The 18,161-nt window shown below is 63.1% G+C and carries 15 protein-coding genes; 11 read left to right on the forward strand and 4 right to left on the reverse strand.

The genetic code is table 11. From position 1 onward, the window contains the following. Positions 1-33: 33 nt before the first annotated feature. Both ACK4TE_RS02320 and ACK4TE_RS02325 read right to left on the reverse strand, forming a co-directional pair. On the reverse strand, positions 34-339 hold the full coding sequence (locus ACK4TE_RS02320; RefSeq protein WP_409909860.1) for a DUF190 domain-containing protein: 306 nt from the start codon (positions 337-339) through the stop codon (positions 34-36). A gap of 11 nt (positions 340-350) precedes the next feature. After that, positions 351-1,337, reverse strand: coding sequence for a sodium-dependent bicarbonate transport family permease (locus ACK4TE_RS02325; RefSeq protein ID WP_409909861.1), 987 nt, complete (start codon positions 1,335-1,337; stop codon positions 351-353). Positions 1,338-1,662: 325 nt separating this feature from the next. Between ACK4TE_RS02325 and ACK4TE_RS02330 the strand changes: the two genes are divergently transcribed. Both ACK4TE_RS02330 and ACK4TE_RS02335 read left to right on the forward strand, forming a co-directional pair. Continuing rightward, entirely contained in the window at positions 1,663-2,265 is a 603-nt protein-coding gene (locus ACK4TE_RS02330; RefSeq protein ID WP_409909876.1) for a phosphoribosyl-AMP cyclohydrolase, read from the forward strand. A 99-nt stretch (positions 2,266-2,364) separates the two neighbouring features. Continuing rightward, positions 2,365-3,033 carry a DUF2490 domain-containing protein gene (locus tag ACK4TE_RS02335; protein WP_409909862.1) on the forward strand — a complete coding sequence of 223 codons (669 nt, stop codon included), beginning with the start codon at positions 2,365-2,367 and terminating at the stop codon, positions 3,031-3,033. A gap of 9 nt (positions 3,034-3,042) precedes the next feature. On the opposite strand, the gene ACK4TE_RS02340 is transcribed toward ACK4TE_RS02335, so the two are convergent. Then, positions 3,043-3,981, reverse strand: coding sequence for a LysR substrate-binding domain-containing protein (locus ACK4TE_RS02340; RefSeq protein ID WP_409909863.1), 939 nt, complete (start codon positions 3,979-3,981; stop codon positions 3,043-3,045). A gap of 112 nt (positions 3,982-4,093) precedes the next feature. Between ACK4TE_RS02340 and ACK4TE_RS02345 the strand changes: the two genes are divergently transcribed. After that, positions 4,094-4,255, forward strand: coding sequence for a hypothetical protein (locus ACK4TE_RS02345; protein WP_409909864.1), 162 nt, complete (start codon positions 4,094-4,096; stop codon positions 4,253-4,255). Between the two features lie 238 nt (positions 4,256-4,493). Here the strand turns inward: ACK4TE_RS02345 and ACK4TE_RS02350 are convergent, their stop codons facing one another. Then, a complete protein-coding gene (locus tag ACK4TE_RS02350; protein WP_409909865.1) occupies positions 4,494-7,766 on the reverse strand; it encodes a TonB-dependent receptor domain-containing protein in 3,273 nt (1,090 codons plus the stop codon). A gap of 245 nt (positions 7,767-8,011) precedes the next feature. Between ACK4TE_RS02350 and ACK4TE_RS02355 the strand changes: the two genes are divergently transcribed. From ACK4TE_RS02355 to ACK4TE_RS02390, 8 genes are all read left to right on the forward strand, one after another. Beyond that, positions 8,012-8,134, forward strand: a complete 123-nt coding sequence (locus tag ACK4TE_RS02355) for a hypothetical protein (RefSeq protein WP_409909866.1) — start codon at positions 8,012-8,014, stop codon at positions 8,132-8,134. 278 nt (positions 8,135-8,412) lie between these two features. Then, positions 8,413-10,194 carry an amidohydrolase family protein gene (locus ACK4TE_RS02360; RefSeq protein ID WP_409909867.1) on the forward strand — a complete coding sequence of 594 codons (1,782 nt, stop codon included), beginning with the start codon at positions 8,413-8,415 and terminating at the stop codon, positions 10,192-10,194. A 155-nt stretch (positions 10,195-10,349) separates the two neighbouring features. Continuing rightward, positions 10,350-11,420 carry a GGDEF domain-containing protein gene (locus tag ACK4TE_RS02365; protein ID WP_409909868.1) on the forward strand — a complete coding sequence of 357 codons (1,071 nt, stop codon included), beginning with the start codon at positions 10,350-10,352 and terminating at the stop codon, positions 11,418-11,420. Positions 11,421-11,507: 87 nt separating this feature from the next. Then, positions 11,508-11,936 carry an MAPEG family protein gene (locus ACK4TE_RS02370; protein ID WP_409909869.1) on the forward strand — a complete coding sequence of 143 codons (429 nt, stop codon included), beginning with the start codon at positions 11,508-11,510 and terminating at the stop codon, positions 11,934-11,936. Positions 11,937-12,051: 115 nt separating this feature from the next. Beyond that, positions 12,052-12,768: a TetR/AcrR family transcriptional regulator gene (locus tag ACK4TE_RS02375; RefSeq protein ID WP_409909870.1), complete on the forward strand. Its 717-nt coding sequence runs from the start codon at positions 12,052-12,054 to the stop codon at positions 12,766-12,768. Positions 12,769-13,019: 251 nt separating this feature from the next. Next, on the forward strand, positions 13,020-15,296 hold the full coding sequence (locus ACK4TE_RS02380; RefSeq protein WP_409909871.1) for a TonB-dependent receptor: 2,277 nt from the start codon (positions 13,020-13,022) through the stop codon (positions 15,294-15,296). Positions 15,297-15,328: 32 nt separating this feature from the next. Next, entirely contained in the window at positions 15,329-16,654 is a 1,326-nt protein-coding gene (locus tag ACK4TE_RS02385) for a spinster family MFS transporter (protein ID WP_409909872.1), read from the forward strand. Further along, positions 16,651-18,161, forward strand: a 1,511-nt coding sequence (locus tag ACK4TE_RS02390; protein WP_409909873.1) for a carboxylesterase/lipase family protein, incomplete at its 3' end; no start/stop codon positions are given. The genes ACK4TE_RS02385 and ACK4TE_RS02390, both read left to right, overlap by 4 nt.

Raw genomic sequence — 18,161 nt, forward strand, 5'->3', positions numbered from 1 at the left:
GCCTGACCGCACACGGGACCATGTCATTCCGCGTCAGAACCGGTCAGGGCGCAGCACCCTGACCTCCGAGACATTCAGCACACCGATATGCGAGCCGAGCAGGGACTCAAGATGCCCGAGGGCTGCGTTGATGCGGGCTTCTGTGCCGATCGAGATGACCAGTAGCATGTTGCCGGAGGCGGAAAGGTCTGAATCCCGGTTCCAGTGATTGCCGCCGCCATAGCCGGCGATGGCGGGCAGAACTGTATACCCGGTGAGCCCGGCCGCTTCCAGGACGCTGCAGGCACGTTGAAGCGCCATGCGCTCAATGATCAGTTCGAGACGGTAGCGGACATGCATGGATCACCTCCTCATCCCGCGACGAGACGGCCAAGCCAGATATAAAGGGGCAGGCCGATGATCAGGTTGAACGGGAACGTTATGCCGAGCGACAGTGTGAGATAAATAGATGGCCGTGCCTTGGGCAAGGCCAGGCGGATCGCGGCCGGAACGGCGATGTAGGAGGCCGAGGCGGCAAGCGTGATGAGCAGCGCCGCGTCCGCGGCAGGCATGCCGTTGGCCCAGGCCACCAGGGCAGCGAGCAAGGCCGACAGAAGCGGCATGTAGAGGCCAAACAGGATGGTGCCGGGTTCGAGCTGCCGCCAGCCATTGCTGAGGCCGCGGCCGGCCGCCAGGCCCATGTCGAGGAGAAACAGGCAGAGGATGCCCTGGAACGGGGTGACGAAGAAGGGGGCGATCCGCTCCATGCCGGCCTCGCCGGTGATCCAGCCGATGAGCAGGGAGCCGATCAGGACAACGACGGAGGCATTCAGCAGCACTTCGCGCGCAAGCTCGCCGCGCTCAGCGGCGATCTGCGCAGCCGGTTGCGGGTGTCGGGCATTGCCGCCCCTCGCGAGGATAAGGGCGGTGATGATCGCCGGCACTTCCATCAGCGCTGCGACGGCGACGAGATACCCAGACGCGACAAGGCCCGAGGCGGTGACGGCCTGGGTCGCCGCCACGAAGGTGACGATCGAGATGGAGCCATAGTGCGCGGCCGCTGCCGCCGCATCGGTGCGGTCGAGCCGGGTGGTCAGGCGCAGAAGCGTGAAGGCGAGGACGGGCAGAAGGAAGGATAAACCCATTCCGGAGGCCATGATCAGGGCAATGTCCCAGCTGAGCTGGCTTTTCGACATCTCGACCCCGCCTTTCAGGCCGATCGACATCATCAGGTAGATCGCCAGGCCTTTGGCGAAGGCCTCCGGGATCGACATCTGCGATTTGAGCAGCGCTGCGCCGAGTCCCAATACGAAGAACAGGACCATCGGTGAGAACAGGGTGGAGAGGGCGATGTCCATGGCAGACCCCAAAGCCGGTGAGGCCCCGGACTGAGCCCCGGGGGCGCGACATGCGCCGCTTCAAAAAATAGGTCCAGACTATTTTTCCGATGAAATTCATAGAGAGAAACAATGATATTTGCTTCGAAACCCTCCGGGTCATGTGGCGGCCCGGCGCCTGGCAGTGGCCAAGCCTGCCGGACCCCTCACGATCCGCACGCCCCATTACTGACCCTGCCAAAGCTGGCCATAGCTGAATGCTATCAACCAGGAACAAAAAATGGATTGGAGCTATTCTTCTTCCAGCCCATCTGCAGCGGCATCAATCCTCAGGAGACTGATCATGATGCGTACTCATTCGGCCCTTGCCGCCCTGTTTGCTGCCGCCCTTGCGGCCACTCCGGTGGCCTGTGCATCGACTTCCGCCCAGACCGCAGCCACGGCCGTTGCCGCCGCGCCCGCCGAAGTGCGCGCGCCCATAACCGAAGCTGACGTGATTGCCGCCCAGAATGCCTGGGGCAACGCACTGGTCAGCATTTCCCGCACCTATGACCAGCAGGGCATCGAGGCGGCCACCAAGCTCGCCGGCGAAGTGATCGACAGTGCCTACGGCTACCAGATGGGCCCGGTGCTGTTCAAACCCACGCTGACCGTTGCCCCGCAAACCTTCCGCACCACGCGGGAAGGCGCGCTGGCCTATTTCGTAGGCGGCAACCCCGATTATCCGAAAGACACAGGCTTCGCCCTGAATGGCTGGGAATCCTTCGAGATCAAGAATGCCGGCATTTTCATTGAGGGTGACACGGCAATCTCGATGGGCAATGTGATGCTCACCAACAAGCAAGGAAACGTCACGACCGTCGACAAGACCTGGGGCTATCTGCGCGACAAGGACGGGGCACTTCGCATCGTGCTGCACCATTCCTCCTTGCCCTACACGCCTCAGTAAATCTCACCTCCCCCGGCAGCTGGCCGGAGTGCGGGTCGCCTGAAGCGACCTGCGCTCTGGCCAGCCGTTTGGTTTTGAAGATCCGTATACGTTCCGATCATGTCATCTGCCATCCGTACATCATCGCTCGCGCTGGCCTCCGCCGTCCTCATCACCTCTCACGCTGCAGCTCAGGGGACAGATGAGGGCTTCGAGTTCTGGCTCAACCCATCCCTGAGCCACGACCTGACCGACAGGACAGGGGTGGAGCTGGAAACCGCCCAGCGCTGGCGCAGCGCGGAAGACGGCCGGGCAGACACATACTTCTATCGCCTCTGGCTAAATCACGATGCGGCGCCCGGCGTGACAGTGTCCGGTGCGGTCGAATACCGCATCAATGATGGCGCGGCGGATGAGACACGGCTGATGCAGCAAGTGTCTGCGCGCCACGGCATCTGGCGCACGCGGCTGCGGCTTGAGCAGCGCTTTGTCGAGAATGCGGCGCAGACCGGACTGCGAATCCGGCCGCGGCTGGGCGTCTCCGTGCCCCTGGACGAGGCCGGCCGGTGGAGTTTCAAGAGTGATGCCGAGCTGTTCGTAACCCTGCAGGCAACGAGCCCCTCCGGTGATGAGGGACTGACCGGGCTTCGCACGCAGATCGGATTTGGTTACAAGATAAACGAGCGGCTCTCGTTGAGTGCCGCCTATCTGCGCCAGCAGGATTTCTTCAGTACCCGGCCGGATGTCGTGGGCCATGCTCCGATCATCGCTATCGACTACAGCTTCTGAAACGGAAGATCAGGATGCGGAGGTTCCGAGCCGGCGTCCCTCCTGGGCCAGAATGCCTGCTGCCGCCTTGGCGAGCGGTGCCGCCAGCGTCCGGAGGCTGGCTGCCAGGGGCGATGTGTCACGCCAGATCAGTGAGATGGACCTCTGGGCCAGTTCGTGCGCGATGGGACGGGCATAGAGGGTCTTGTCGCGGCGCGCCTCGGACAGGGCATAGAGGCTGGGCAGGATTGCGACGCCGGCGCCCATCTCGGCCATCAGGCGGATGGCGTCGAGCGACGTGCCCTCATATTCTGAGCTCACCACGGCCCCGGAGGCATCGGCAATCTGCTGGATGATGCTGTTGAGCTTGTGGCCCTGGCCGAGCGTCAGAAGGCTGCGGCCCTTGAGATCGAACAAGGCGACGGGGCCTTTCTCCTGCGAGAGCGGATCTTCCGGTGCAGCGCAGATGTAAAGGTGTTCCGTAAACAGAGGTTCGTGACCAATGTTCTGATGGTCATCCGGCGTCGAGATGATGGTATCGAACTCCCCGCTCTGAAGGTGTTCATCGAGGTCGATGGTGCGCTCCTCGCGCACACTGAGGCGCAGCGCCGGGAAGCGCGCATGCAGGTCTCGCACCACATGCGGCAGCAGGTAGGGTCCGACGGTGGGCAGGATGCCGAGACGCAGCCGGCCGTTGAGGTCTTCCCGGCCGAACTTGGCGACGGCCTTCAGGTCTTCCACTTCCTTCAGGATGATCCGTGCACGGCGCACAAACTCCTCGCCCGCCCGCGTCAGCATTGCCCCCTGCCGCGAGCGCTCCACCAGCACGACACCGAGGGCAGCCTCCATCTCGGCAATCTGCGCCGAAAGGCTGGGCTGGCTGACATTCACCAGCTTTGCCGCGTCCCCGAACTTACCGGTATCGGCGATGGCCACGATATATTGCATCTGGCGCAGGGTGGGGCGCATTATCATAATCCATAACTATTGTATCAAAAGAATAATTAGATTTGAGCTATGGAAGTTCAATCCCATTTCCAGTGCAGGCCGGAAAAAAGTTCCGGCGGAACAGGAGACAAGGATGAGCGACAAGAAGCAGGCTTTCGAGAAGGCCGGTGTGATCCGTTTGCCGGTCACCCTGGCCAGTGTGACGGCGAACCGGTTCGACCGGAGCGAGCGGCGGGCCTGGCGCCGCCGGCGCACCCAGAGGGGCAAGCGCATCGTGACGCAGGTGGAGGCCTGAAATGCTGTCCCCGGCTGACTTTGACATGCTGTTCGGGCCCCAGACAAAGCCCATCCTTGTGCGGACGGATATGCCTGGCCGGAGAGCCGGGCGGGTGGCCCGCACAGCGAGACGGCCGGCCGCTACACCCGTCAGGCGCGCGTGCAAGCGCTGATGCTCAGGCCGGCAGCAGGCTCACGGCTGCCGGCCTGGCCGAACGGTTCTGGCCTGGCACTGAATGCCCGGGCACGCTCCCGGTTCAGAAGCTCTTGCGGATGCTGGCATACCAGTAGCGGCCAAAGGGCTGGTAGAGCGCGCCGTTATATCCGGCCGAGCTGGAATCCATCGGCGGCACCTTGTCCTCGATATTGCGCACGCCGAGGCGCAGGCGGGTGTTCGCTGCAATGCCTCCGGAGAATTCATACTGGCCATAGAGATTGACCGTACGCTGACCATCGACTTCGAGGTTGCGGCCGATCTGGTCGATCACCGTCGTATCGATATAGCTGCCGGTATACTGGGTGTAGGCGCCCAGCGTGATGGCCTCCGTGGGCTGCCAGGTGACGGCGGCATTCCATTTCCATTCCGGCGAGCCATCCTGGCGCAGCAGATTCCCTCCGCCTGTGATGATTGTGCCGGGGTTGATCTCTCCGGCGGCCCGCGCATCGATCAGGGCCTGGATGTCCGGCGAGGCCATCCGCTCATATTCAAGCAGTCGGGCGACGTTGACATCGAAGTTCAGACGCCCGATCGGGGTGCGGTCCAGGGCAAAATTGGCAGAGACATCGATCCCGCGCACGGTCTGCGGCTGCAGGTTGCGGTAAGCGTCATTGACATAGAGCACCCGGCCGACAGGGGCGAGGCTGGTGCCGGCAAAGGCAGCAATTTCATCCGCCGTCGGAGCTGCCCGGATGACGTCCGGGTTGCTGGAGCCGCGCATGCGCAGCAGGTAGTCGAGGATCAGCGCATTGCCCTCGCCATAGATGCCGACAAGGCCTTCCTGCTCCACGTTCCACAGGTCGGCGGTGAAGGTGATGGAGCCGACATCCGGCGGCATGATCCGCGGCTGGATCACGGTGCCCACGGTCCAGGTGTCGGCCGTCTCGGCCTGCAGGTCCGGGTTTCCGGCACGCCGGCCGGTTGTCGCGAAGCCCTGGTTACAGGCGGCGAAACTGGTGATGCGGCCGGCTTCGAGGTCTGCCTGGCAGCGCACCCAGTCGGTGCGTGTGTTGGAGCGTGAGACCACCGTGGCGTTCACCTGCTCGAGGTTGGGTGCGCGGAAGGCCTGTGCCCAGGAGCCGCGGAAACGCAGCCCTTCAAACACGGTCCAGCCAAGCGCAACTTTCGGCTTCGCAATGTCTCCGAAATCCGAATAGTTCTCGAACCGGCCGGCAACCTGCATTTCCAGGCCTTCCACCAGCGGGATGTTCATCTCAGGCGAAACCAGCGGCACGGCAAGTTCGATATAGGCCGCGCCGACTGTGCGCTCGCCCCTGGTATCCGGCGTATCACTGGTGCCGACAAGGTCGCTCGGCGAGACAATTCCGGTGACGGTATCCGTGAAGGTATATGTGCCATCGACATGCGGGTCACGGTCATCACGCTGTGTGTCACGGCGCACTTCCACGCCGGTTGCCATGCCGATATCGCCGCCGGGCAGGGTGAACAGGTCAGTCTTTGTCAGTTTGAAATCCCACTGGGCCAGCGTGGTGCGCGAGTCCCTGACCGTCCGTATGCGGGCATAGTCGAGCGCTGCCGCACTGGAGCGCGTGGTATCGGGTCCGCCGGGATTGCTGACATCGCCGCCATTGAAGGGATTGTAGGCGTCGGGCGTGGACCAGGAGAGGGCTTCCTGGATGCGGGTGGAACTGACGCCATCCTGCATGTCGCGCACGCTGGCCTCGGAATAGACCAGCGCAGTCTCCCAGTCGAACGTGCCCCATTGCCCGCGCAGACCGCCAAGAATGCGGTACTGGTCGTTTTCCACATCCACGGCAGACAGGCCGAAATCATCGAAGCGATAGCTCACCAGCGTGATGGGCACGCCATTCGGGGAAATGTTCAGGCCGGACAGGCGGTTCGGGTTCGCGGTTCCGTTGGCAAAGGTCACCGGGCCGAACGGGTTCCAGTAGTTGGAAGCGGGCACCGTGATGCGCGCTGCGGCCAGAATGGTCGGGGAAACCTGCAGCGCGTGCGTTTCGGCCTGGTAATAGCCAAGCTCGCCAAAGGCGGTCAGGCCATTGTCGAAGTCATAGCGGGCCGTGGTGAACAGGTTGATCCGGTCCAGCTCGGGCACCAGGGTCGTGCCGATGGCATTTCCGTCATAGCGTGTGTTGGCGTCTGCGCCGCCCGTGGCGCGCGTGCCGGTACGGATGCAGATGCCGTTGCCCAGCGAGGCGCGGCAATTGCCATTGACTGAAGGGATGATCGCGAAGGCGCCTGCCGCAGTGGTCAGGGCGGTGCCGTTGCGGAGAACCGTGCCGGTGCCGACCGTCGAGAAGTTGCCCCAGCTGCTGATCGTGCTGGTACGGTCGAGCGTGCCAATGCCCTGCAGCGAAGTGCCGAGGAAAAAACCGCTGCGATTGGCTGTTGCGGTCCAGTCCTGGTCGGTGGTCGAAAGCTCCGTACGCGTCGTATAGCCAAGGAAGGCCGAGACATTGCCCTTGCCGCCGGCGAAGTCGGTGCCGAAGGTTCCGTTGATGTCGAACTGGGTATGATCCGTTCCTTCCGCGCCGCCATACTGCACGGTGATGTCGCCGCCGCGCCGGACTTCGCGCAGCACCGTGTTGACGACGCCGGCGACCGCATCCGCACCATAGATGGCGGCCGCGCCGTCGCGCAGCACTTCCACCCGGCGGACACCGGCGGTGGGAATGGCATTGGTGTTGTAGGTCAGCACCGGTACGAGGTTTTCGTTGGCGCGCGAGGTCGGGTGCTGCACCATGCGGCGGCCGTTCAGCAACACCAGCGTATTGCCGATACCGAGGTTGCGCAGGTTGACTGAGCCGACATCGCCGCGGGCAGCGTTGCTGGATTGCGGCAGGTAAGTGCTGTTGAAGGTCACGTCGCCCATCTGCGGGATGGAGCGGAACAGATCGTCACCGGAGGCTGCCGCAATGGCGGCAATCTGTTCCTCGCCGATGACAGTTACCGGCAGGGCGTCCGTCGTGCGTGCGCCCTGAATGTGCGAGCCGACGACGACGATCACCTGTTCGCGCTTCTCGGGATTGGCCTGGGTGTCCTCAGGGATGCTGACAGGTTCTGGCCCGGACTTTTCCGCGCCTTCGCCGGCGGATTCAGCCGTCTGCGATGCCGGGATGACAAGCGGCTTGGCGGCGCCGGCAAGTAAGACATTGGACGAGGAAGCGCGGTCACTCTGCCCGGAGAAGCCGTTCAGCGCCTTGCCGGGCGCGCCCGCCGCAAGGACAAACTCGACAGGATCTGCTGCGGCTGACCCGGCCGTCAGCGCTGCCAGCGCCGCCCCGCTCATCGCTGCCAGCCTAAGCGAAACTCTGCCTGTGTTCGTCGTCATTCTCGACCCTCTTGCAACAACATTATCAGTCCTCAGGCCCCGGCCCGCGGGCCCCCTTACCTTGTTCCGGCGCACCGCCAGACGCGATCTGCCGGAAAGAATGCGCGTCAGCGAAGAAACTATAAGGGTTGTGACATTTTCAGCACGATGAGGTTGCCATCCCGGCGGGCCTCGACGGGAAAATACTCCTCAAGCGCCCCCACTTCCGGTTGGCCCATGGCCGATCGCAGAGCGCGGAGGGGGGCTTGCAGCTCCTGCTCGGCGGCGCGGTGGCACTCATCCGCGGCGCACCCGGCCCGGAAACAGGCCCGTTCGGCATCGTGCATCCGGGACGGCGCAGCCGGGCGTCCCGGATCGGGGTGTCGTGATCGGGAAAGTCCGTGTCCCTCATCGTGCGCTGCCAGAACGGCTGGCCGCCAGGCAGGGGCGCCCGGTCATCCAGCTGCCTTTCCGGCAATCTCGCTCGGCTGTCTGTGACCATCGGCCGGACCCCACCCTGCATCCCCGCCATAAAACAAGGGTGAGTGCCTGTGACAACCGGACAATTTTTCATGCGTGGCTTGAGCTTTTCGCCATCTGCGGCGTCTGGACACCCTTACGGGTGCTGTTACGCAGGGTCCCGGCACAGCCTGTGGAGGAGTAGGGTATGCAACGCCTGATGTGTGGTCTTGTCCTGCTCGCGGTATGTTTGGGATTAGTGCAGGCTGGCGGGCTGGCGGCTCAGCCGAAGCCTACCGCGATCACCAATGTCGAAGTGTTTGATGCCACGGGCGCGGCCCCCTGGCACGGGACTGTCGTCATCCGCGAAGGCCGCATCGTTGAGGCGGGCCCGAAGGTCAAGCCGCCACGGGGTGCCCGGATCATCAAGGGAGATGGCCGCGCGCTGCTGCCCGGCCTGTTCGATGTGCACACCCATTGGAGTCCCCGTGGCACCCCGTCCGGCCTGCCGGAGATCGCCGCGCGTTACCTGGCAGCGGGTGTCACCACCGTGAACGATTTCCACCAGCCGCCAGAGGCGTTTGCGCCGCGCCGCGAGTGGCTGGCGGGCATCCCTGCGCCACATGTCAATTTCGTCGCGCGCATGAGCACGCCCGGCGGGCACGGTGCTGACTGGAGCGACGAGACGACGACCAAATGGGTTGCCACACCGGACTCGGCCCGCCGCGCTGTGCGGGAGCTGCTGCCCTACGGGCCGGATTACATAAAGGTCTTCACCGATGGCTGGCGTTACGGCACGTCACCGGAAGAAACCAGCATGAACGAGGAAACCCTTACGGCGCTGGCAGAAGAAGCGCACGCAAATGGCATCCGCTTGCTCACTCATACGGTGACGGCCGCCCGCGGCGCACAGGCTGCCCGGGCGGGTGTCGACATCATCGCGCACAGCCTGCAGGACCGCGCACTGAACGCGGAGGATATCGCCGAACTGGTTGCCTCCGGCCTCTCCTATGCGCCGACGCTGGCGATCTATGAACCGCGCCGCCCCGGCGCGCCCGAACCCGACATGACCAATGCAAATGCCCGTCAGCGTGTCTGGAAGTACGGCATTGCCGAACAGAACCTGCGCGCGCTGTTTGCGGCCGGTGTGCCCGTCGCCCTGGGGACGGATGCAGGCATCGGAAGCCTCGAGCATGGTGAGGCGAGCCTGCGGGAGCTGGAGCTTCTCGTCGCTGCCGGCCTCTCGCCCACGGACGCGCTGATGGCCGGCACGGCGAACAGCGCTGCAGCGCTGGGCGTGCTTGACGATCGCGGCACCATCGCGCCGGGAAAGCGTGCCGATCTGATCCTTGTCGAGGGCAGGCCGTGGGTGTCGATCAGCGACATCCGGAGGATCAGCCTGGTGTTCGTGGATGGCAGGCTGCTGCACGATGCGGCAAAGCCTGCACCGCTCTCCCCGCTGGCGCCGCCCGTGCGTATGGCGGCCGCCCTGATCGATGATTTCGAGCGGGCCGATGGCCGCACCGCGCTCGACACGCTGCCCGTGACAGACCTCGACTTCGGGGCTGAACGATCGGTCATCACATCGGCCCGCCGTCCGTTGCTGGAAGGGGGGCATGCCCTGTCCGTCGGAGCGCGGATGGCCCGCAAGGACATGCCAGTGGCCGGCATCGTCTTCCCGCTGAGCCGGGGCTCGGTCATGCCGGTAGATGCCACGGCCTTTGCAGGGGTTTCCCTCGACCTGTTCGGCGAAGGCAAATACACGCTGCGCCTGCTGACCCTCTCGGGCTACTGGGAGGCGGAGGTTAGCGCCGGTCCGGGCTGGCAAAGGCTGGAAGTCCCGTTCTCTGCCTTTGCCTACAGCGGCGGCGGGGCCCGACCGGCGTGGACCGGACGCGACCTGCTGCAGGTCGGGGTGATGGTCAGCCGCCCGGCCGGGGAAAACGCCTGGTTCGAGATCGATAACATCGGCTTTTACACCGCAGATTAAGGGATTTGCGGGCCTGCCCGCCGCCGGAACACCGGTTGCCGCGAGGCACCAGGGGCCATCAGGGCTCCCGCACGGGAATTTGTTAACGCGTTGCCAACCCTAATCGGGGCAGAATTCCCCGATTGATGCCTACAGGCGGCGAATCAGGTCTGAACATGAACGTCAACGCGCTCCAGGCGGCCCCCAAGCCGAACTATTCGGCTCAGCGCAGCTTCCGCGAAGTCTGCCAGGCGGCGATCCGTGTCTTCAACCTGATGGACAAGTATCATACCGCACCCTTTCCGAATGCCTATGCTGTATGGTTTGCCTACACCACGGGTTCCAATGAGGCGCTGATTTCCGACATCAATGGGCTGATCGCCCTGAAGGATCAGCTCAGCCCCTATGACATCGACTCTCTCTACCAGGAATATCTCGCGGGTGACGAGTCCACGCTGGTCACGCAGGATATCAGCGAAGCCATTGGCAACGAGATCAGCTCTGTCCTCGAGATCATCGAGAAGGGGCTGAAGCAGAATGACGCTTTCACGAGTTCGCTCGACACCCTGGCCGGCAAGGTGCCCGAGGTCAAAACCGAAGAGGGGCTGGCCTCGGTGGTCGCCGGCCTGCTTGAGGAAAACCGCCGCATGGCCGCGATGACCCGTGCATTGAACGAAGGGCTGGCCCGGTCGCAGAACCTGATCAGTGTGCTGAACCAGCAGCTCGAGGAAGTGCAGGCGCAGGTCATGCGCGATCCGGTCACTTCCGTGGCCAGCCGCCGCGCCTTCGACAAACGGCTCGCCGAAATGGTCAGCCGGGCAGACAAGCTTAAGACCGGTTTCTGCATCGCGCTGGCGGATGTTACAAACTTCAGCGGTCTGATCGAAATCTATGGTCAGGAGGCGGCTGATTCACTGCTCGCGCGCGTCGCCGCAGTCATGGCCGAAGGTGTCAACGACGGCGGCCTGGTTGCCCGGTATGGCGGCGAGATGTTCGCCTTCCTCCTGCCGGACAGCGAACTGATGCCAGCCTATAACATCATGGTGCGGATCAAGCATGCCCTGGCCGCTGTTGAGTATGTCATCGAGGAAACCGGCGAGAAGATCACCGGTGTGATGGCTTCCTTCGGCCTGGCGCGCTGCGAGCCGGGCATGACGGTGGCGGAAATCCTCGCGCTGGCCGACAGCTGCCTGCAGGACGCGCGCAAGGCCGGCCGCAGCACGATCAAGGCCCGCGGCCTGGCCTGACGGCCTTCCCTTACGGACGGCTTTGACAGCCTGCGGGTGGAGGCCCATCCTTATTGCGTGAGCCCATTTTTGCCCGGGGAGGACTTGATGACTGTTGAACTGCTGGCCGGCCTGATCGTCATTGCGCTCGGTATCGTGCAGGTGATCCTGCAGGCGGGGGAGTTCCGCCGCGTGCATGGCGTGCCCTATGCCAATACCGCCCAGGACACCCCCTCGCCGGTGCCGGATTCCGTGCTGCTCGGCCGCCTGACCCGCGCCCTGCGTAATCTGCATGAGACCCTGCCGTTCTTCCTCGGAACGGTCATCATCCTTGCACTGATGGATCATTCGACCGCTGCCACCCGGATTTCCGCGCTCGCCTTTGCCGGGGCCCGTGTCGTCTACCTGCCGCTCTACATGATGGGCATCCCCTACCTGCGGGGGCTGGTCTGGATGGTCTCGTTTGTCGCGCTGATCGTGCTGGTGGGCTCTGCACTGGGAGCTGCAGACTGGTCTCTCCTCACGTCACGCTCCTGACGCCGCCCTTGCCCATCAGCCCGATTACGGCCATGTGACCCCTGCCCGGAAGGGACTTTCCCTTGCGATATGCGGGGATTCGGCAAGAATAAGGGAAGTTGGAGCCGGAGACGTCATGACCTCAGAGACGACCAAGCCGCGGAAGAAATCCCGGAAGGCCGAACAGCGCGCCGAGATGATGGAGCAGATCCTGGATGCGGCCGAGTACCTGTTCTCGATCCATGGTCTCTATGGCACGACGCTCAAGGATGTGGCCCAGCGGGTGGGGGTGCACCACAGCCTTCTGAACTATTACTTCACCGACAAGCGCCAGCTGTTTGATGAAGTCTTCCGCCGCCGTGCCGAAATCACCCGCGACCGGCGCATGAAGGCGCTGGACGATTACGAGGCCGCCTGTGGGGGCAAGCCGACGGTCGAGGGCGCGCTGCATGCCTTTCTCGACACAGACCTCGATCTCTACATCCAGGGCGGGGAAGGCTGGAAGAATTTCGCCACGCTGGGCGCACAGGTGTCCAACTCCAAGCTCGGCGCTGAGCTCTTCGATGAACACTTCGACGCTCTGGTCCTGCGCCTCATCGGCATCCTGAAGCGGGCGCTGCCGCAGTGTGACGAGGCCGATATCTTCTGGAGTTATCATTTCGTCTCCGGAGGCCTGATGCTCACGCTGGCCCGCACCGGCCGGATCGACCGGCTCTCGGGCGGGCTTTGCAACTCCGACGACTTCGATGCCGTCAAGGCGCGCATGGCCCGGTTCATGGCGGCCGGCTTCATGGAAATCTGCAAGGGTGCAAGGACCAGCGAAGCTGAGACACCGCCGCCGGGAGCCTCGTAGTTCCGCGACAGCTTTCGCCGGCCCGTCAGCCACGGGGCAGGCGGCCCTGCCGGCAGATCACTGGCCGCAACCCGTTCAAGTCTCTGATTTAAAGACATAATTTCCTGGGCCTTGTGCCGAGAGGACGCAGCCAGATCAGACGCCCGGAACGATATTCACTCTCGAGAGAGTGAAGCTTGACACTTTCATTTTTTTCGCAGATCACTTCCGCAGCGCTGACAACAGAGACCGCGCACCCAGGGAGGTTACTCATGAAAGCCAGAATTCTCGCATCTGCGAGCGCCGCCGTTATGCTGTCCACTTTCGTGGGCGCCCCCGTCATCGCTCAGGAGGATCAGTCCGCCGGCCGCTCCGAAGGCGAAGCCGAGCGCAGCCTCGACAAGGTCATCGTCACGGCCACCCGCCGTGAGGAGAGCCTTCAGGACGTCCCGCTCAGCGTCACCGCCTACCAGCAGGAGACGCTCTCCGAAAAAGGCATCGTCAGCTATGACGGTCTCGCGCGCGAGACGCCCGGCGTGGTGATCAACCAGCCGACCGCCAACTTCAACAACTTCACCACCCGTGGCATTGCCACCAACGGATACGGCGCCAACCTTCAGGCTGCCACCGCCATCTATATCGACGAACTGCCGATATCCTCGAACGGCAACTCGACCATTCTCGACCCCACGCTCTACGATGTGGAGCGTGTGGAAATCCTGCGTGGCCCGCAGGGCACGCTGTTTGGCGCCAACTCCCTTTCGGGCGCCGTCCGTATCCTGACGAAAAAGCCGAACACCCGGAAATTCGAAGCGTCGGCGCTGGTCGATTATGGCCTGACGGATGGTGATGCGTTCCGTCAGCGCTATAACGGCATGATCAACATTCCGCTTGCGGAAGACAAGCTGGGGCTGCGCGTTGTCGGCTTCTACCGGGATGAAGATGGCTGGGTCGACAATATCGGCACAGGGGTCGAAGGCTCCAACTCTCTGGAGTCCTATGGTGGCCGCGCTGTCCTGCGCTGGGAGCCGACAGATGCGCTCGACCTTCAGCTCATGGTTCTTCACGAGAACAGCCAGCCGGCCGATTCCGGCCTGACCAATCCCAATCGCGGAGAGTTCATCCGCCTCACGGACCGCCCGGACCTCTTCCAGTCCGACTTCACGAACTACAACTTTGCCCTGGATTACGATCTGGGCTTCGCCAACTTCACCAGCTCCTCGACTTACTCGAACATCGATGGAAAGTTCATCGTCGACCTCGCCGGCACCTTCAACCAGCTGATCCCGTTTGCGCTGGATGCTGTCGGCTATGACGAAACGTTCGTTCAGGAGCTGCGCCTCGCCTCGGCAGACGGCGGCAACTGGGACTGGATCGTCGGCGGCTTCTATTTCAACAAGCGCCGCGACATCACTTACGACTACCGCTCGTCGCAGGAGTTCCTGAATGCGCGCGGCCTCACCGGCCTGCCCGATGAGTATTACCTCAGGTTCACGGCCTATTTCGACCAGTTCGAAACGGCCGGTTTCGGCGAACTGACCTACCGCTTCTCGGACAAGTTCTGGGTCACCGGCGGCGCGCGCTATACCACCACGTCCGTGCAGAGCTTCACGAATGCGGGCGGGTATAACAGCAACTACCTGGCGCTCGCGCTCGGCGGCTTCTCGAACGTTCCGATCACGGTGTTCCCGGTCGCCGCTGTAGAGGGCCTGAAAGTCGAAGGTGACAAGCTCTCCTACAAGCTCAGCGCGTCCTACAAGCCTGTCGAAACCCTCACGGCCTACGGATCCATTTCAACGGGCTTCCGCTCGCCTGTGGCCAACGCGCGCGCCGGTGCGGTCAGCATCGTCAACCCGAATGATCTCATCATTCCGAATGGCGCAAAATCCGATTCGCTGACAAACTACGAGGTCGGCGTGAAAGGCTACTGGCTCAACGGCAAGCTCGCGGCCAACCTTGCTGCCTACTATATCGACTGGAAGGATATCCAGGTACAGGCAAACCGTCTGTCGGACCAGGTCCAGTTCGCCACCAATATCGGCGGTGCAGTCAGTCAGGGTCTCGAGTTTGAGATTGCTGCCTATCCTGGCAACAATCTCAGCTTCTTCCTGAACGGGTCGCTGAACGACAGCGAGGTCACGGATGTGACGCCGACAGAAGCGGCTATTTCGGGCGCCAAGGAAGGGATCTCCTTGTCCTTCCCGAACTTCCAGGGGTCTGCCACGATCCGCTATGACTGGAAGATCGGTGAACTGACGGATGCCTTTGCGGCGGCAACGGCGGCCTATGTCGGTGATTTCCCGAGCATGTTCCCGAATGTTCCGGGCAACCCGAACCTCGTGGCGCCGACCTTTGACTATACGGATGCCTACACGGTGGTGAACCTGCAGGCCGGCTTCTCGCGCGATCAGTGGAAGGTTCTCGGATATGTCGAGAACCTGTTCGACGACAGCTCGATCACCTACGTTCACCCGGAAGCCTTCCTTGACAGCCGTTATGCGAGACTCCGCCCACTGACGTTCGGCGTGCGTGTCAATTACGAGTTCTGATCGTGTCAGCTCCAGACAGTCCGGCGCTGGCCGTGTCCTCCCAACCGGGCGCCGTACCGCCGCCGGCCGCGCAGTATGCGCGGCCGGATGGCCGGGCCTGGTTCGTTCTTACCATTCTCTGCTTCGTCTACGTCCTGAACTTTCTCGACCGGCAGATCATCTCGATCCTTGCCAAGCCGATCCAGGATGAACTCGGTATCACGGATGGCCAGCTCGGCCGTATCACCGGGCTTTATTTTGCCCTTGTCTACTGCATCCTCGGCATTCCCGTTGCGTGGATTGCAGATCGTAGCAACCGTGTGAAGGTTCTCTCGGCCGCCTGCGCCATCTGGAGTGCGGCAACCCTGTTCTGCGGGATGGCGCGCAACTATCCGCAACTCGTCGCCGGGCGTCTCGCGGTCGGGGTCGGCGAGGCGGGCGGTGTGCCGCCGTCCTATGCCATCATCTCGGACTATTTCCCGCCGGGCCGGCGCGGCACAGCGCTCGCGCTGTTCAATTTCGGGCCGCCCATCGGCATGGCCCTTGGCGTCGCTTTCGGCGCCTCCATTGCTGCCGCCTTCGACTGGCGCACGACTTTCATCTCGCTTGGCGTCATCGGTCTGGCCACTGCAGCCTTCGTCTGGTTCTTCGTCCCGGAGCCCAAGAAGGGCGGCCTTGACGCCCCCGCACCCGTGCCGGCCGAAACGGCCGGCCCGGCCCCCGGCTTCTGGGCCACGATGCGGATGTTCTTCACCCGCCCGGTGCTGCTGCTGGCGGCCCTCGCCAGCGGGGCGATCCAGTTCGTCACCTATGCCACTCTGAATTTCACCACCCTGTTCCTGATGCGCGAGAAGGGCATGACCCTGCAGGAACTCGCCCTGTACTATTCGCTGCTGCTCGGCATGGGCATTGCTGCCGGCATGTTTGTGTCCGGCTGGCTCGTCGACCGGTTCGGTCAGAAGTCGAAGGTCGCCTATGCCCTCGTGCCGGCCATCGGCCTCGCTGCCGCTGTGCCGTTCTTCCTCGGCTTCGTGTGGGCACCCACCTGGCCGCTCGCGCTGCTCTTCCTGATCGGGCCGACCTTCTTCAACTATTTCTATCTCTCGCCGGCGGTCACTCTGGTGCAGGAAGAGGTGCGTCCGCAGGAACGCGTCCTCGCCGGTGCGCTGCTGCTGCTGATCATGAACCTGATCGGCCTCGGCCTTGGTCCGACCTGGCTCGGCATGATGAGCGAATGGTTCGGCAAGACGAACCCGGAAAACTCGCTCCAGCTCGCCTTCTATACGCTGACACCTTTCTACGGACTGGCAGTCGTTCTGTTCATCTGGCTGGCGCATGCCATCCGCAAGGAGGAAGCCGGGAAGGCCGTCGAAACATGAAAAAAGCTGGAATCTTCCTGAAAGGGCTGGTGCTGGCTGCACTCGTATCGTGCGCGACCGCGCCGGATATGGGGCAGGTGGTCAGGACTGAAACCGGAGCAATTACAGGGAAGTATGCCGACGGCGTGACCTCCTTCCGGGGTATTCCGTATGCCGAACCCCCGGTCGGAGACCTCCGCTGGAAACCTCCGGTTCCCAAGGCAAAATGGGACGGCACCCTGAACGCCACGCGCTTCGGCCCCGCCTGCATCCAGCCCCGCCCGCGCGTGGGCAGCATCTATGCCAACCCGCCGGACGAGATCAGCGAAGACTGCCTGACGCTGAACATCTGGAAGAAGGACGGTGTTGAAAAGGCTCCGGTTTTTCTGTGGATCCACGGCGGCTCGCTGACCGGCGGAAATGGCGGCGAGCCCATCTATGATGGCGCCCGGATGGCCGCCAAAGGTGTGGTCGTCGTGACGATCAACTACCGCCTCGGTGTGCTCGGCTATCTGGCCCACCCGGAACTGAGTGCGGAGTCACCTGACGGCGTTTCCGGCAACTATGGCCTGCTCGACCAGATTGAGGCGCTGCGCTGGGTTCAACGCAATATTGAAGCCTTTGGAGGCGATCCCGGAAATGTCACCATCGCCGGCGAGTCTGCCGGAGCCCTGAGCGTGATGTACCTGATGGCCTCACCTATGGCCCGGGGACTGTTCCACAAGGCGATCCTGCAGAGTGCCTACATGATTACCATGCCGGAGCTGAAGGCGGCCCGGCACGGCCAGTTTGCGGCTGAGGATATCGGCGTCTGGCTCAGCGCGCAGGTCGACGCTCCGAGCCTTGCGGAGCTGCGCGCGAAAGGCGGTGAAGAACTCTCCGCTGCAGCCGCCGCGGCAGGTTACTTCCCGCTCGGAACCGTCGATGGCAAGGTGCTCACCCGCCAGCTTGTCGATACGTTCGACCGCGGTGAGCAGGCCCCCGTTCCGGTGATCGCCGGTTTCAACAGCGGTGAGATCCGCTCTCTGCGTTTCCTCGCCCCGCCGCCACCAAAGTCGGCAGTGGAGTACCTAGCCAAAATCCGTGAGCTGCATGGTGATCTCGCCGATGAGTTCCTGCGTCTTTATCCTGCCAGCGATCTGAAGGAGGCTGTGCTCGCGGCGCCCCGGGACTCCCTGTACGGATGGACCGCGACACGGCTGGTGAAGAAGCAGCAGGACATAGGCCAGCCTGGCTACCTTTACTATTTCGATCATACTTACCCTGCTGCAACCGCGATGGATCTGCATGGATTCCACGGTGCGGAGCTGCCTTACATCTTCGGGACGATGCGCCTGACGCCGCCATTCTGGCCCGAGATTCCGGCTTCAAAAACAGTCCAGAAACTGTCTACAACTCTGATGGACTTCTGGACTGAATTCGCGCGTGAGGGGAAGCCCTCGTCACCGGAAGCGCCTGAATGGAAAGCCTACGGCACGGACGCGAATTACATCGCAATCCGCGACGAAGCAGAACCTGGAACAGCGCT

The organism is Hyphomonas sp., assembly GCF_046313975.1.
Classification (GTDB): Bacteria; Pseudomonadota; Alphaproteobacteria; order Caulobacterales; family Hyphomonadaceae; genus Hyphomonas.